This window comes from Alcaligenes faecalis, from assembly GCF_005311025.1.
In the GTDB taxonomy this organism is placed as follows: Bacteria; Pseudomonadota; Gammaproteobacteria; order Burkholderiales; family Burkholderiaceae_B; genus Alcaligenes; species Alcaligenes phenolicus.
Map to the genome: position 1 here is coordinate 3,962,053 of NZ_CP031747.1, position 13,534 is coordinate 3,975,586.

The 13,534-nt window shown below is 56.0% G+C and carries 13 protein-coding genes; 6 read left to right on the top strand and 7 right to left on the bottom strand.

From position 1 onward, the window contains the following. Nucleotides 1-31 precede the first annotated feature (31 nt). Nucleotides 32-1,336, bottom strand: coding sequence for an MFS transporter (locus tag D0C27_RS18150; protein WP_026483086.1), 1,305 nt, complete (start codon nucleotides 1,334-1,336; stop codon nucleotides 32-34). A gap of 346 nt (nucleotides 1,337-1,682) precedes the next feature. Here D0C27_RS18150 and D0C27_RS18155 point away from each other — a divergent pair, with 346 nt between their 5' ends. Beyond that, nucleotides 1,683-2,402 (top strand): C40 family peptidase, encoded by a 720-nt coding sequence (locus tag D0C27_RS18155; RefSeq protein WP_374697264.1) that lies wholly within the window; start codon nucleotides 1,683-1,685, stop codon nucleotides 2,400-2,402. Nucleotides 2,403-2,514: 112 nt separating this feature from the next. Here D0C27_RS18155 and D0C27_RS18160 read toward each other — a convergent pair whose 3' ends face one another. From D0C27_RS18160 to D0C27_RS18170, 3 genes are all read right to left on the bottom strand, one after another. Further along, nucleotides 2,515-2,850 carry a DUF2325 domain-containing protein gene (locus D0C27_RS18160; protein ID WP_009456553.1) on the bottom strand — a complete coding sequence of 112 codons (336 nt, stop codon included), beginning with the start codon at nucleotides 2,848-2,850 and terminating at the stop codon, nucleotides 2,515-2,517. Nucleotides 2,851-3,056: 206 nt separating this feature from the next. Continuing rightward, the gene (locus D0C27_RS18165) at nucleotides 3,057-4,007 is read right to left on the bottom strand and encodes a CysB family HTH-type transcriptional regulator (protein ID WP_009456554.1); all 951 of its coding nucleotides are present in this window, start codon (nucleotides 4,005-4,007) and stop codon (nucleotides 3,057-3,059) included. A gap of 86 nt (nucleotides 4,008-4,093) precedes the next feature. After that, nucleotides 4,094-5,587, bottom strand: a complete 1,494-nt coding sequence (locus D0C27_RS18170) for a CoA-acylating methylmalonate-semialdehyde dehydrogenase (protein ID WP_009456555.1) — start codon at nucleotides 5,585-5,587, stop codon at nucleotides 4,094-4,096. Nucleotides 5,588-5,752: 165 nt separating this feature from the next. Between D0C27_RS18170 and D0C27_RS18175 the strand changes: the two genes are divergently transcribed. Next, nucleotides 5,753-6,646, top strand: a complete 894-nt coding sequence (locus tag D0C27_RS18175; protein WP_035272524.1) for a LysR family transcriptional regulator — start codon at nucleotides 5,753-5,755, stop codon at nucleotides 6,644-6,646. A 61-nt stretch (nucleotides 6,647-6,707) separates the two neighbouring features. On the opposite strand, the gene lptF is transcribed toward D0C27_RS18175, so the two are convergent. Beyond that, nucleotides 6,708-7,817: an LPS export ABC transporter permease LptF gene (gene lptF, locus D0C27_RS18180; RefSeq protein WP_035272521.1), complete on the bottom strand. Its 1,110-nt coding sequence runs from the start codon at nucleotides 7,815-7,817 to the stop codon at nucleotides 6,708-6,710. 56 nt (nucleotides 7,818-7,873) lie between these two features. Between lptF and D0C27_RS18185 the strand changes: the two genes are divergently transcribed. From D0C27_RS18185 to epsC, 4 genes are all read left to right on the top strand, one after another. Then, on the top strand, nucleotides 7,874-9,367 hold the full coding sequence (locus tag D0C27_RS18185; protein ID WP_009456557.1) for a leucyl aminopeptidase: 1,494 nt from the start codon (nucleotides 7,874-7,876) through the stop codon (nucleotides 9,365-9,367). Between the two features lie 2 nt (nucleotides 9,368-9,369). Next, nucleotides 9,370-9,792, top strand: coding sequence for a DNA polymerase III subunit chi (locus tag D0C27_RS18190; RefSeq protein WP_009456558.1), 423 nt, complete (start codon nucleotides 9,370-9,372; stop codon nucleotides 9,790-9,792). 81 nt (nucleotides 9,793-9,873) lie between these two features. Beyond that, nucleotides 9,874-10,584, top strand: coding sequence for a Bax inhibitor-1/YccA family protein (locus D0C27_RS18195; RefSeq protein ID WP_009456559.1), 711 nt, complete (start codon nucleotides 9,874-9,876; stop codon nucleotides 10,582-10,584). 266 nt (nucleotides 10,585-10,850) lie between these two features. Then, nucleotides 10,851-11,780 (top strand): serine O-acetyltransferase EpsC, encoded by a 930-nt coding sequence (gene epsC, locus D0C27_RS18200; protein WP_035272518.1) that lies wholly within the window; start codon nucleotides 10,851-10,853, stop codon nucleotides 11,778-11,780. A 245-nt stretch (nucleotides 11,781-12,025) separates the two neighbouring features. Here the strand turns inward: epsC and rarD are convergent, their stop codons facing one another. Beyond that, nucleotides 12,026-12,931, bottom strand: coding sequence for an EamA family transporter RarD (gene rarD, locus D0C27_RS18205; protein ID WP_035272513.1), 906 nt, complete (start codon nucleotides 12,929-12,931; stop codon nucleotides 12,026-12,028). Next, nucleotides 12,928-13,533 (bottom strand): PIN domain-containing protein, encoded by a 606-nt coding sequence (locus D0C27_RS18210; RefSeq protein WP_035272512.1) that lies wholly within the window; start codon nucleotides 13,531-13,533, stop codon nucleotides 12,928-12,930. Before D0C27_RS18210 ends, rarD begins: the two co-directional genes overlap by 4 nt. Between the last annotated feature and the right edge of the window lies 1 nt (nucleotide 13,534).

Genomic DNA, 13,534 nt, shown 5'->3' on the forward strand with positions numbered 1-13,534 from the left:
ATTTTATATAAACGTAACGCGCCTTACTTACTCAATCCTGACAACTGAGATCGGCTTGATTCTTGGCCAAAATGCCGCGCTGAAAATTCAAACGCGACAGGATCAGCAGGCCCGCCAGAAAGAATAATCCCGTGCAGGCCAGAGCCAAGCGGTGGTTCCCGCCGCTTAGCCAAGTCACCAGACCGTAAGACAGCGGACCACATACTGCGGCCAGTTGAATGGCAAAGGTCCACAAGGCAAAAAACTCAGCCAGACGACTCTTGGGAGCCAGCAGTCCAACCATGGCTCGCCCTGCACTTTGGCTACTCCCTATGCATAGCCCGGCGACGGCTGCCGCCGCCCAGAACCCGGCCAAGGAACGCGTGCTGACAGCAATTCCCACCATGACCAGCCACGCGCACAGCGTCAGTGCCAGAGCACGTCTATGGCCGATGCGATCCTGCACATGTCCAAACAACAAAGCCCCCACGGCAGCCGCAATATTGACGGTAAAGATCAGCGTCATGGTTTGCGCCATGGTGAAACCCATGGCCTCGGTGGCGTACACCGCCGACAAAGTAATAATGACGGCAATCCCGGCTTGATAGGCAGCACCACATAACAACAAGGTGCGGAAATCGGGAAAATGCTGATGCACATCACGCGCCGATGCAATCAGGCGCGACAACATGCCCTGCTGCTCTGCCCCGCTGGGTGCACTGCGTTCGCGCAGAAACAGAAAAGAAGGCAAGGCTGACAAGGCAAACAAGGCAGCCGTAATCAGGGCGATACCGGGCACATACTCTTGAGCCGTCCATCCTTGCGATGTCGCCCAGGTCAGAAAAGCCAGGGAAAGGCCCAAGGCCAACATGCCACCAAAATAACCAAAACCCCAGCCCCAACCGGAGACACGCCCCAAGGCGTCAGGCCGGGCAATTTCCGGCAAGAAAGCGCCGATGATGGACTCGCCTATGCAATAGCAATAATTGGATAAAGCGATAAAAACCAGGGCCCAGACAATGTCATTGGGACCGGCCCAATACAGCATCACGGTTGCCGACACACAGCCTATGGTGCTGCTGAACAAAAGTCGCCTTTTGCCTTGACGTGCATCGGCTTTTGCACCGAGCCCCGGCATGGTCAACATGATGCTCAAATACGAAGCGGACAAGGCCAAGGTCCACGCCAAGGTAGCCCAGCTGCGGCCTTCGGCGACGACACCAACAAAATAGGCACTGTAAACACTGGTCAAAATGACGGTGGTGTAGCCAGAGTTTGCGAAATCATACATAGCCCAAGCCCACAACTCGCGCAGCCGTACTCCTTCGTTTAGGGCTTTCCCTAGGGCTTGTCCCATAAATCGCATCATTCAATCCCTATAAACAGTAAAACTTCGCTCTATTTCGGCTAACTTTCAACAAGTCAGCAAGAACAGCACTGGACCCATGCACAGGGCCTGAAAACCGCTGTCAGCCGCACTTTGCAACAGTATGATTCAATCGCAAAATACACTCCTACAATGCTTTACGGTGCAATTATCATCCGGTACACTGCCAAACATTCAACGCACAGCAACGTCCGGCAAAGTATGGTGCTTTTAGCCATACTTACAGCCCTGATACCCATCAATTGCTGCTAATTTCAGCAAAAATAGGCATCAAGGTTGTGCTGCTGCCCACCAAGTCCTTAAAAAAGCCCTGGTCATGCCGCCACATTACCTGAATCCACCCGCACTTTTGCACATTACCTATCGCAGCGCCAAGTATCTTTTGTTAGCCGGCGCGCTCGCTCTGACAGGGTGTGCCACCACTGGAACTCAACAGTCCAGCCAGAACAAAGATCGTGCAGAACTGGATCACGGCTATTACGCCGACTACGAATTCCAGACCGAGTCCGACCCGCTGGGTACATATCTAGCTAACCGCGCTCGCAATGACATCAATATTGCGTACAGCAGCGATCGTCGCCAAGGGCGCGTCGAAAGCCGCAGTAGCCAAGCTTCTTCCTCTACCCACGGCCTTGCCAACGCCGCCCTGAACTTCCTGGGCGTGAAGTACAGTTTTGGTGGCGATGCTCCCAGCACTGGCTTTGATTGCAGCGGTTTGGTGTCCTACGTGGCTGAAAAGTCCCTGGGTCTGAAACTGCCCCGCCAATCCAAGGACATTGCCAAAGAAGGCACTTCGGTTAACCGTAGCGAGCTGCGCAAAGGTGACCTGGTCTTCTTCAATACTCGTGGCGCTCGTTTCTCTCACGTAGGCATTTACCTGGGTGATGACAAATTTGTCCACGCCCCTCGCACTGGCGCTGTTGTCCGCGTCGAGAGCATGGAAGTGGGTTACTGGAAAAAACGCTATAACGGCGCACGCCGTCTGGCGGCTGCCGATACGCAGCAGTCCGAAGCTCGTTTGCGTAGCGTCAAATAAGACCGACCTGCTGCCAAACCGGCAGCACACAAAAAAGCCACTGTTTCATAACAGTGGCTTTTTTTTAATCTGTAAAGATTCCTTCTTTGCCCCAGTAAGTCATGCCGCCAATCTAGTGGCTCTTGGACTTACCGAGCGGACAAGATTCACAATAGCCGCATTGGGTTAAGGCTTGCTTCATGCTACAAACCGAGCGTCGGCAGGCAACTACTCGAATACCGGACTTCAAGGCAGCAGCCCGGAAGGTTTTCATGACGTTGTGACCCAGGAAGTCGGTCAGCAAAATCAGCAAATCGGTGCCGGAAGGCAACTGCAGGGTTTTTTTCTGGTGGGCTGGATCACGCCCGCTAATATGATGTTTGATCGAGATATTGTGGATCTTGAGCAAGTCGGGAATGTTCCCCAGACGGTCTGCTCCAACCACGACTGCACTGACGTATTGAGACACAGGAAGCTCCATTGGCTAAGAAAGTTGGATAATGATAATCATTCTTATTATCATAGTCAATTGAGTCGATAGCTTGTTTCAATTTTTACTTATAGCCTTTGACCATAAGCTCTCACCTGCCCTGCCAAACCACGCCGACCGCACAAACAATAAGGGCCATCGTGATTACACGGTGGCCCTTATTGCCAACTAAACAGCGGCTAGCTCTACAACGGGCCACCAGCTTGTTTCTCGTCCAGAGCGCTCAGCACCACATCCCGGGTCAATTCCGGTGCCAGCATCTCCAGCAGTTCAAAAATATAGTCACGCAGGAAAGCCCCGGCTTTCACCGCCACCTTGGTGTGGTGTGCGCCAAACAAATGCCCTGCTGGCAAGCCCACCAGACCCTTGTCACGACGCGGATCGAACGCGATGCCTGCGATGATACCGATACCCAGACCGACATCAACGTAGGTTTTGATCACGTCAGCATCAATAGCTTCCAGCACAATATCCGGAGTGATACCGTGCTTGGCAAAGGCCTCGTCGATCGAACCTCGGCCCGAGAAAGCATGGTCGTAAGTCACGATGGGGTATTGCGCCAGGGTTTCAATAGACAGCTGCTTGTTGGCAGGCAGATCAGCCAGTGGATGGTCCGGCGTCACCACCACCGTATGCTCCCAGGTGTAGACCGGCAAGGCGACCAGGCCCGGCGTCAGTGCCAGGGTTTCGGTAGCGATGGCCACGTCAGCCTGCTCATGTATCACCATCTGGGCCAGCACAGGCGGGCTGCCCTCAGCCAAGGACATATGGACCTTGGGAAAGCGACGGCGAAATTCAGGGATCACCTTGGGCAGCAAATATCGTGCCTGGGCGTGGGTACAAGCGATCACCAAGGTGCCTTCATCACGGCGGGCGAAGTCGTCGCTGACACGCTTGAGGTTGTCGATCTCGCGCATGATGCGGTCGATCACCTCGGCGACAGCTTCGCCCGGTCGGGTCAAGCCCTTAATGCGTTTTCCATGACGTTCAAAAATCTTGATGCCCAGTTCATCTTCAAACTCGATGATCGCTTTGGACACCCCCGGCTGGGAGGTATAGAGCGAGCGAGCGGCTTCAGTCAGATTGAAGTTACGTCGGATGGTCTCTCGGACAAAGCGGAATTGTTGAATATTCATATGTTAATAGCCCCAGGTACAGGGCTATTATATGTAATAAGGAACAGCTCGCTTATTGCATTAAGTTATATATATAGATTCAACAATTACGTCATGCTGATTGTTGTATTCATCGTATTGGCATGAGCTTGCCAACGGGCCGTCACGGTTTTGGTCTGTGTCCAGAACTGAACGGCTTGTTTGCCGTTCGGACCCAGGTCACCCAACTTGGACGCACGCGAGCCAGTAAAGCTGAACCAGGCCACCGGCACAGGGATAGGAATATTGATACCGATCTGGCCTACGTCGATACGGTTCTGGAAGTAGCGCGCATGGCCGCCGTCCTGGGTGAAGATGGACACGCCATTACCGTTGGGGTTGCGGTTGATGAACTGCACCGCCTCTTCCAGCGTATTGACACGCACAATGCACAGCACGGGTCCGAAGATTTCTTCTTCGTAAATGCGCATATCGGCTTTCACATCATTGAAGATGGTTGGGCCGACAAAGTTACCGCTTTCATAGCCAGGCACTTTCACGCCACGGCCATCCAGCAAGAGACTGGCACCTTCCTGTACACCGGCTTCAATCAAGGATTCCACACGCTGGCGAGCACGCGGCGAGACCAAGGGGCCCAGATCGGCCTGACGGTCCGTACCTACGTTGACCTTCATGGTGGCAGCACGTTTGACCAGTTCATCAACCCACTCACCAGTTTCGCCGACCATCACGGCTACCGAGATCGCCATGCAGCGCTGGCCGGCCGCGCCAAAAGCAGCGCCCAGCAATTGGTTGATCGCCACATCACGATCCGCATCAGGCATCACAATGCAGTGGTTCTTGGCGCCCATCATGGCTTGCGAGCGCTTGCCAGCTTCAGTGGCACGACGGTGAATTTCGGTGCCAACAGCTGTCGAACCAATAAAGGACACAGCCTTGACTTCAGGATGGGTCACCAGGGCATTGGCAATATCTGCACCTCCGTGGACCACGTTCAGCACGCCTGGAGGCAGGCCAGCTTCCAGAGCCAGTTCAGCCAGCATCAGACTGGCGCTAGGATCCTGCTCGGAAGGCTTGAGCACGAAGGTATTACCGCAAGCCACAGCCAGCGGGAACATGAAGCAGGGCAGCATCACCGGGAAGTTGAACGCGGTCACACCGGCACACACGCCCAAGGGCTGGATCAGGGTGTAGACATCAATACCGCCCGCAGCGTTTTCTGCGTATTCGCCCAATTGCATCGAAGCAATGGAACACGCGTATTCGATCACTTCCAGGCCGCGGCCTACTTCACCTTCAGCGTCAGGCATGGTCTTGCCGTGTTCACGCGAAATGGCTTCAGCCAGCTTGGCACTGTTTTCACGCACCAGACGCTGCAGATTCAGCATGACGCGCATGCGCGCGCCCTGGCTGGAATGGCGCCAGCTCTCATAAGCCTTGGCCGAGCTGGCAATAATGGTTTCCAGCTCTTCCATCGTGGCGTAAGGCACTTGGGCCACGACTTCCTGGGTGGCTGGATTGAGCACATCGTCCCAACGGGTGCTCTTGGATTGAACATGTTGTCCATCGATCAGCAAAGGTACACGAACCACTTCCGTCATAGCATGTCTCCAATGAATTGCTCAGGCGGCTAAGCCTTATTTGTTATCCCACTTGTATGAGGGTTCTCATCGAGTGTAGAAGCCTCAAGACCCGTTTACCATGTTGAAAAATGCACAGGAGCTGGGCATTTATGCACAAGTCTTTTTCAGGGCGGGCCCATCACGATGGACTGGGATAATCTGCGTTACTTTCTGGAAGTGGCCCGCTGCCAGCGTATCAGCGTTGCCGCTCAACGGCTGGGCGTTCAACACAGCACCGTGGCACGCCGTATCCAGGCACTGGAGCAGGAACTGGGCTTGCGGCTGTTCCACAAGTCCACGGTCAGCGGCTATAGCCTGACCAGCGAAGGGCAGAATCTGCAGCAACGCATGGAGCCGGTAGAAAGCCGCTTGCTGGCGGCTCGCGATGCGATTACGGGCAAGGCCAGACCCTTGACGGGCAAGCTGCGCCTGGGCTGCACTGAAGCCTTTGGCAGTTATGTCCTGACGCCCTTGCTCAGCATTTTCCAGGCCCAGTATCCGGAGCTGACCCTGGAGCTGTTGCCTGTACCCCGCCCTATCAGTCTGTCACGCCGGGATGCCGACTTGGCCATTGCACTGGAGCGCCCCCAACGCGGCCCTTACTGGTGTACGCGCCTGGCAGACTACAGCTTGCGGCTCTATGCCCATCAGGATTATTTGAACAGCCATCCGCCCATAGAAAGCGTGCAGGATTTGTCCCAGCATCGCTTTATTGCCTATGTGGATGATCTGGTGTTCAGCGACAGCCTGCGCTATCTGGAAGAAATCGTCAGATCTGCAGCCGTGCGCTTTCGCAGCACCAGCGTGATTGCGCAGTATCAGGCTACCTTGCAGGGACAAGGAATTGCCGTTCTGCCCTGCTTTCTGGCAAAAACCGATCCGCGCCTGCGTTGTGTTCTACCCGACCAGGTGGAATTGCGTCGACGCTTCTGGATGTTCTGTCATGAGGAGCAGCGTCAAAATCCCAGCCTGACCCGGCTCTGGCACTTTCTGAAGCAGTCTGTTCAGGAGCGACAAGATTTGCTGGATGGAGCTTGAATCGCTCAATCAAGCTAGAAGTAACAGGTACAAAAAAGGGGCGTCACGCCCCTTTTCTACTTCAGCTTGTCGCTGGTGGTTTAGGTGCCTTGATGCGCAATTTACGCCACATCATGAAGACCATGATCAGCAAGAAGATGGCATGAACCAGCCACAAACCGATTTCAAAACCCAATTGGCCATTACGAATCCAGCCGCGCGAGAGGTTGATCAGGTTCATATAGAGCAGACCTACCAGACCAGCCACCAGAATATTGCCTGAGCGTCCCATCCTGGGATTCACCGCTCCCAGAGGAATCGCCAGCAAGGCCAGATTCAGTGCCGCCAGGGGCAAAGCCAAGCGCCACATGATCTGTGAGCGCGCCTCGGCATCGTCATCACTGAGTAACAAGGTGGTTTGACGAGCCTTGATCTGCTGCTCGGCGCGGGCGCGAATCGTTTCAGCGGTATTGCCTGCATCACGGCTCTCCAGACGCATGCCGTAACTTTCGAAGTCCACCATACGGAATTCGGCCTGACCGGGCTTCAAGTCGTAGCGATGGCCTTCGCTCAAGACCAGAAAGCGATCGCCATTGGGCTGCTCTTCCATGCGAGCACTTTGCGCAGTCACAATGCTGAGCCACTGCGGGTCGATCACGCGGGCGATCACATTACCCAGCTCATCCCCTTCTTTTTCTGGGGAGTCGGCGTAAAACACACGGGCACCATCATCGGACTCGATGAACTGCCCGGCGGTCACTTTACTCAGGTCCGAGCGCTGCTCAAAACGCTGGCGGTACTCGGCAATCTGACGATAAGCCCAGGGCGAAGCCTGCAAGGTCAGAACGGCAATCAGAATGGCAACCGGCACTGCACACTGCAAAACGGGCGTTACCCAGTTTTTCAAGGACAGGCCGCTGGCAAACCAGACCACCATTTCGGATTCCCGAAAGCTGCGCGTCACGGTGGTGAGCACGGCAATGAACAGGGAAACGGCCAGAATAATCGGCAAGGCGGTAATACTGGAAAAGGCGGCCAGACCCAGCACCACGTCAGGGCCAATCGTGCCATTGGCCGCTTCGCCTAACAAACGCACCAGAAGTACACTAAGCCACACAATCAGCAAAGTGGACAGTACAACGCCACTGTGACTTAAGATTTCGGATACCGCAGAGCGTTTAAATAGAGACATATGAGAATTTGCGAGATAATCGCAGGTACGATTTGCGACACACTGAGGATAGTTGAATGGAATTTAGCACACAGACATCCGCTTCTTTGCACCAAATTAAGACGGCCGCACTAGGCGTAGGCGTCTTTGCCGAGGGCATTCTAAGCCCCGCAGCGGAACTTATCGACCGCGCCAGCAACGGAGCTGTGAGCGCTGCTGTCAAAGCCGAGTTTAAAGGCAAGCCCAATACCCACCTGGTGCTGCGCAATCTGCCCGGTGTTAAGGCCGAACGCGTTATTTTAGTCGGCTTAGGCGCTCAAGAGGAATACAAAGCAGCAACTCATACGCAAGCCCAGGCCTGCCTTGCTTCTTACTGCCTGAAAGCAGACCTGAAAGAAGCCGTTTCGGCCCTGGCCAGCATTGATTGCAAAGGCACCACCTTGCGCAGCCGCGCTCAGGACGCTGCCGTGGCCGTATGCCGCGCCAGTTACCGCTACACCGCCACGTTCAGCAAGCCCGAACCTGCTCCCCAGCTGAGCCAGTTCCTGCTGTGGACGGCCCGCACCCAAGCCAGCGAAGCCAAGGCGGGTCTGGAGCAAGGTCAGGCCATTGGTAACGGTGTGAACCTGACCCGTTTGCTGGCTGACCTGCCCGGCAATATCTGCACTCCTACCTACCTGGGCAAAACCGCCAAGCAGTTGGCCAAGGAGTTCAAGACACTGAAAGCCGAAGTGCTGGAGCGCAAGCAGATCGAAGCCTTGAAGATGGGTTCGTTCCTGTCGGTGGCCAAGGGCTCGGATGAACCGCCTGCGTTCATCGTGCTGCGCCATACCCCCAACACCAAGACCAAACACGAGGACGGTCCTATCGTTCTGGTGGGTAAGGGCCTGACCTTCGACTCGGGCGGTATCTCCATCAAGCCAGCCGGCAATATGGACGAAATGAAGTACGACATGGGCGGTGCTGCCAGCGTTTTGGGCACCATGCGCGCCATTGCCGAACTGAACATCGACCGTGAAGTGATCGCTGTGGTGGCTTCTTGCGAAAACATGCCCAGCGGCCGCGCCAATAAACCGGGCGACGTCGTGACCAGCATGTCTGGCCAGACCATCGAGATCCTGAACACGGACGCCGAAGGCCGTCTGGTTCTGTGCGATGCCCTGACCTACGTCGAGCGCTTCAAACCCGCTGCCGTGATCGATATGGCCACCCTGACCGGCGCTTGCGTGGTCGCTCTGGGCCACGTCAACACCGGCCTGTTCTCGACCGACGACGACCTGGCTGATGAACTGATGCAAGCTGGCAAGCAAACGGGTGACACGGCATGGCGCATGCCCATGGACGACGCCTACCAGGAGCAACTGCGCTCGAACTTTGCTGATATGGCCAATATTGGTGGCCCACCAGCCGGTTCGGTAACCGCCGCCTGCTTCCTGTCCCGCTTCACCAAAGCGTACCGCTGGGCTCACCTGGACATCGCCGGTACTGCCTGGCGCAGCGGCAAGGACAAGGGCGCCACAGGCCGTCCCGTGCCTTTGCTGGTTCAGTACCTGCTTAATCAGTGTCGCTAAGCATGAGCCGCGTCGATTTCGCTTTCGGCGCGCCAGATCGCTTGCGTATGGCCTGCGAGGTCGTGCGCAAGCACTACGAGGCGGGCCGTCAGGTGGTGGTGTATCTTTCCGATGCCCGCCAACTGGCCCGTTTCGATCGCCTGCTCTGGGGTTTTGAATCCACAGCTTTTGTCCCGCACGTCGGTGTGGAAGACCCCTTGGCAGCCACCACCCCTGTTTTGTTGACCAGTGCCGCCCCCGTGCCCGCAGGTGAGCAAAGCTGGCTGTTGAATCTGGATGCCCAATGCCCGCCCGGTTTTGAACAATTCCCGCGTATATTGGAAATTGTCTCCGAACGGGAAGCTGACCGTACCCAGGCTCGCGAACGCTGGCGTGTCTACCAGGCGCAAGGCTGCCAAGTGCATGCTCATAAACTGGGTGCTTGAATAATAAAGAAGATTCTTGATTATTCAGGTAGTTGTCAGTTATTCTTGACCACTGATCTCTCTGTATTCTAAGGACTCATCATGAGCGAATTTCGTCAATCAAGCTTGCCTGAGCATAACGGCACCCTGGGCGCCCAGTCGCTGATTGCTCGCAATCGCGTCCTGCGCAACACCTACTGGCTGCTGGCCCTGTCCATGATTCCCACCGTGCTGGGAGCCTTGCTGGGCCTGTCCTCCGGGATTAACCGGGTTATGGGCGCCAGCCCAGGCCTGAGCGCCATTGTTTTCCTGGTCGGTGCCTTTGGCCTGATGTTCCTGATCGAAAAGAACAAGAACAGCTCGCTGGGTGTCGCCCTGCTGATGGCCTTTACCTTCTTCATGGGTGTGATGCTGTCCCGTCTGCTGGGCTTTGTCCTGGGCATGGGTAATGGCGCACAACTGATCATGCTGGCCTTTGGCGGTACCGCTGCGGTCTTTGGCGCGATGGCAACTATTGCCAGTACCACCAAGCGTGATTTCTCCGGCATGCAGAAATTCCTGTTTGTCGGTGCCGTTATCTTGCTGGTTGCGGCCTTGGCCAACATCTTCCTGCAACTGCCTGCGCTGATGCTGACCATCTCCGTGATGGCTATCGGTATCTTCTCGGCCTTCTTGCTGGTTGATCTGCAGCGCGTCATCAACGGTGGTGAAACCAACTACGTGTCGGCCACCCTGGCGATCTATCTGGACGTCTACAACATTTTCAGCAACCTGCTGGTGCTTTTAGGCGTGCTGGGCGGTAACCGCGAATAAGATCGCGGACCCCGCACTCCCCAAGCCCCCTTTTCGAAGGGGGCTTTTTTTATTATCCGCACGCTCAAGCACGCTGGCTTGAAAACCTGACCATGCCCCTCATCTGCTTGATCTTGCCCCAAGCTCATGGGGCCTTGAAGCGGCACGACCAGGCCTGAGCCATGGCAAAGGGAATCACCCTGACGCAGCGCCCTGTTTTTCGTGTCCTTGCTCAGACGCGCGGGTATAGTAAACCTTGTAGAAAATTTCCCCTTTGGAGAACACTGGTGGCAGTCTTTGAAACTCAACATATCGTCGACAATCTGCGCGGGGCCCGCGAAGAATGGCGACAGGCGCATCAACGCTTGAACGAGCTTGAAGGCCAGGAATTTCCGTCGGTACAAGCTTTGATTCAAGTGACCGAGCAGCTCAAAGGCATCCTGTTTCCCATGCGCCTGGGCAGCCCGGAGCTGCGTCGCGAGTACGAAGATCACTTTGTCGGCCACCACCTGGGCCAGGCGCTCAATACGCTGCTGCAACAGGCGCGTATCGAGCTGCAACGCGCTGCCCTGCTCCGTGGTGACAAATACGATCGCGAAACCATTGAAGAGCAGGCACACAAGGCCATACAGGCTTTTGCCAACAAGCTGCCAGACTTGCGCCGCACCCTGGATCTGGACGTGGTCGCCGCCTATCAAGGCGACCCGGCTGCCCGCAATGTGGACGAGGTACTGCTGTGCTATCCCGGTCTGCTGGCCATGATCCATCACCGCATCGCCCATGCTCTGACCAATCTGGGGCTGCCCCTGACGGCGCGCATTATTGCAGAACTGGCCCACAGCCAGACCGGTATTGATATTCACCCCGGCGCGCAAATTGACCATTCCTGTTTCATCGACCACGGCACCGGCGTTGTGATTGGCGAGACCGCCATCATCGGCAAGCGGGTTCGTATTTATCAGGCCGTCACCCTGGGTGCCAAGCGCTTTAGCAAGGACGAAAAAGGCTTGCTGCTCAAGGGCCAGGCCCGTCACCCCATCGTGGAAGACGATGTGGTCATCTACGCTGGCGCCACGATTCTGGGCCGCGTCACGCTGGGTGCCGGCTCCACGATTGGCGGGAATGTCTGGATTACGGAAGACGTACCAGCGGGTTGTTCGGTGACCCAGGCCAATTTGTTGCGCAATCAACCTGACTGCCCGGAGAAACTGCGCTAAGCAGCCTGCTTATATCGCGCAGGACCCAGTCTGGTACGGCCCGGACTATCTCCTCTAGAAGAGCCCCGTAGTAAAAAAAACGACTCCTGTCATGTCCTTCCCAAAAGCATGGATAGCTATCCAACTTTGGAGAGGGTCTTTCAGGAGTCGTTTTATATTGGGTTCTGCTTCACTCAGGAAGCCCCCAGAACGTCTGGGTAGACACTAACAGCCCTTCGGCACTGGCTGGTACTAACAAGCAGAGTTTACGCCTTGGGAGGCGGCACAGGCGGTCCGGGTCGCCACATCTTGATGAAACCTTCCATAGCCATCAAGGAAATGGCAATCCAGATCGGAATATAGGTCCACCACTGATTCGCGCTCATGGGCTCGTCCAGCAGCAAATACGCCACCCAGAACAAGAGCACCGGCTCCACATAGCCCAGAATGCCAAACAAGGCCAAAGGCAACTGACGACTGGCAGACAGATAGCTGACCAACGCAACCGAGCTGATCAGGCCCAGAACCGGGACCTGCCAGATCAAGCGAGGCTGATCCGCGAACAGGCCCCACATCTGCGTGTCTTGAACAAAGAGCAGCCAGCAAGCTGGCAGGAACAAGAAGCTCAGATCAAACCAGAGTGAAGCCAGCGAGCCAAGACGCAGATAACGGCGCAGCATGAAATAAGGTGGATAACCCACAACCACCACCGCTGTCGCCCAGGAGACGCTCCCTACGCGGAACAGCTCGTGCAGCACACCCACGCCGGCCAATGCCACAGCAATCCACTGAATGGTGCTCAATCTGTCTTTGTAGATCACCCGCCCTACCAGCACCATCATCAGCGGCAAGAGGAAGTAGCCCAGGGACACGTCCAGCGCCATCTGGTGCAAAGGCGCCCAGACAAAAATCCAGAGCTGTACCCCGACCAGGGCTGCAGCCAGCAAGAGCAAGGCAAAATAGCGCCAATTCCCGGGCCAGTGACGCAATACCCAACGCACTTCCCGCCAGCGCCGTGCCCGAGTGATCACCAAAGCCAAAGCAGGCAGCCCCAGCACAATACGCCAGGCAAAAACCTGCTCGCCACTAAGTGGCTGCAAGACGGTGGCGTAGTAGTAAAGGCAGGCAAATAAAGCGGAGGCCAGGACCGACAGCAAAACACCTTGCTTCATGAGTGCGCCTCGTCCATTTTCTGACGCCGCAAATAAGCCTGCCCCACACTGAACAAACGATCACGCTTTAACAAGGTATGCGTATCCAGTGCCTGCGCTTCGGGCGTCAGCATCAAAGCGGGCAAACCATCCAGCAAACGCTGCATCAAATCCGGGTGCGCGGCCATGTACAAACTCAAAAGCTGATCCGGCTCCCACAAGCTGATCCCCAGGCGACGCAGCTCGGAACGATTAAAGTCTTTCAGATTACGGGTCAAGATGCCGACCGGCTGATCGGGATAACGCTGCTGTGCCAAACGGGCAGTGGCGATCACATGCCAGTCCTTGGCATCGGAGTAGCGTAAGTCCTTCTTGAACTCGCTGCTATCGCCTAAATCGGCTTCGGGGTAACGCTGTTGCAGCGCTTCCCACTGCTCCTCGATAGAGGTGGGCATGACTTTCCACAACCTGCCCGCATTACGCCGCCATTCGTCCCCGATCACCGGACTCCAGACAGGCTTGAACAACTGCTCGTCAGCCAGGGCCAGGAGCAAGCGGCGCAGTACGTTGGAGATCAGTACGCAGGTATCCAGAACCAGCACGGAAGGAAGGGAGACGGCCATA

Bases quoted from the DNA above. Each gene is read 5' to 3' on its own strand.
- D0C27_RS18150 (WP_026483086.1), bottom strand. From the start codon at position 1,336: ATGGGACAAGCCCTAGGGAAAGCCCTAAACGAAGGAGTACGGCTGCGC.
- D0C27_RS18155 (WP_374697264.1), top strand. From the start codon at position 1,683: ATGCCGCCACATTACCTGAATCCACCCGCACTTTTGCACATTACCTAT.
- D0C27_RS18165 (WP_009456554.1), bottom strand. From the start codon at position 4,007: ATGAATATTCAACAATTCCGCTTTGTCCGAGAGACCATCCGACGTAAC.
- D0C27_RS18170 (WP_009456555.1), bottom strand. From the start codon at position 5,587: ATGACGGAAGTGGTTCGTGTACCTTTGCTGATCGATGGACAACATGTT.
- D0C27_RS18175 (WP_035272524.1), top strand. From the start codon at position 5,753: ATGGACTGGGATAATCTGCGTTACTTTCTGGAAGTGGCCCGCTGCCAG.
- lptF (WP_035272521.1), bottom strand. From the start codon at position 7,817: ATGTCTCTATTTAAACGCTCTGCGGTATCCGAAATCTTAAGTCACAGT.
- D0C27_RS18185 (WP_009456557.1), top strand. From the start codon at position 7,874: ATGGAATTTAGCACACAGACATCCGCTTCTTTGCACCAAATTAAGACG.
- D0C27_RS18190 (WP_009456558.1), top strand. From the start codon at position 9,370: ATGAGCCGCGTCGATTTCGCTTTCGGCGCGCCAGATCGCTTGCGTATG.
- D0C27_RS18195 (WP_009456559.1), top strand. From the start codon at position 9,874: ATGAGCGAATTTCGTCAATCAAGCTTGCCTGAGCATAACGGCACCCTG.
- rarD (WP_035272513.1), bottom strand. From the start codon at position 12,931: ATGAAGCAAGGTGTTTTGCTGTCGGTCCTGGCCTCCGCTTTATTTGCC.
- D0C27_RS18210 (WP_035272512.1), bottom strand. From the start codon at position 13,533: ATGGCCGTCTCCCTTCCTTCCGTGCTGGTTCTGGATACCTGCGTACTG.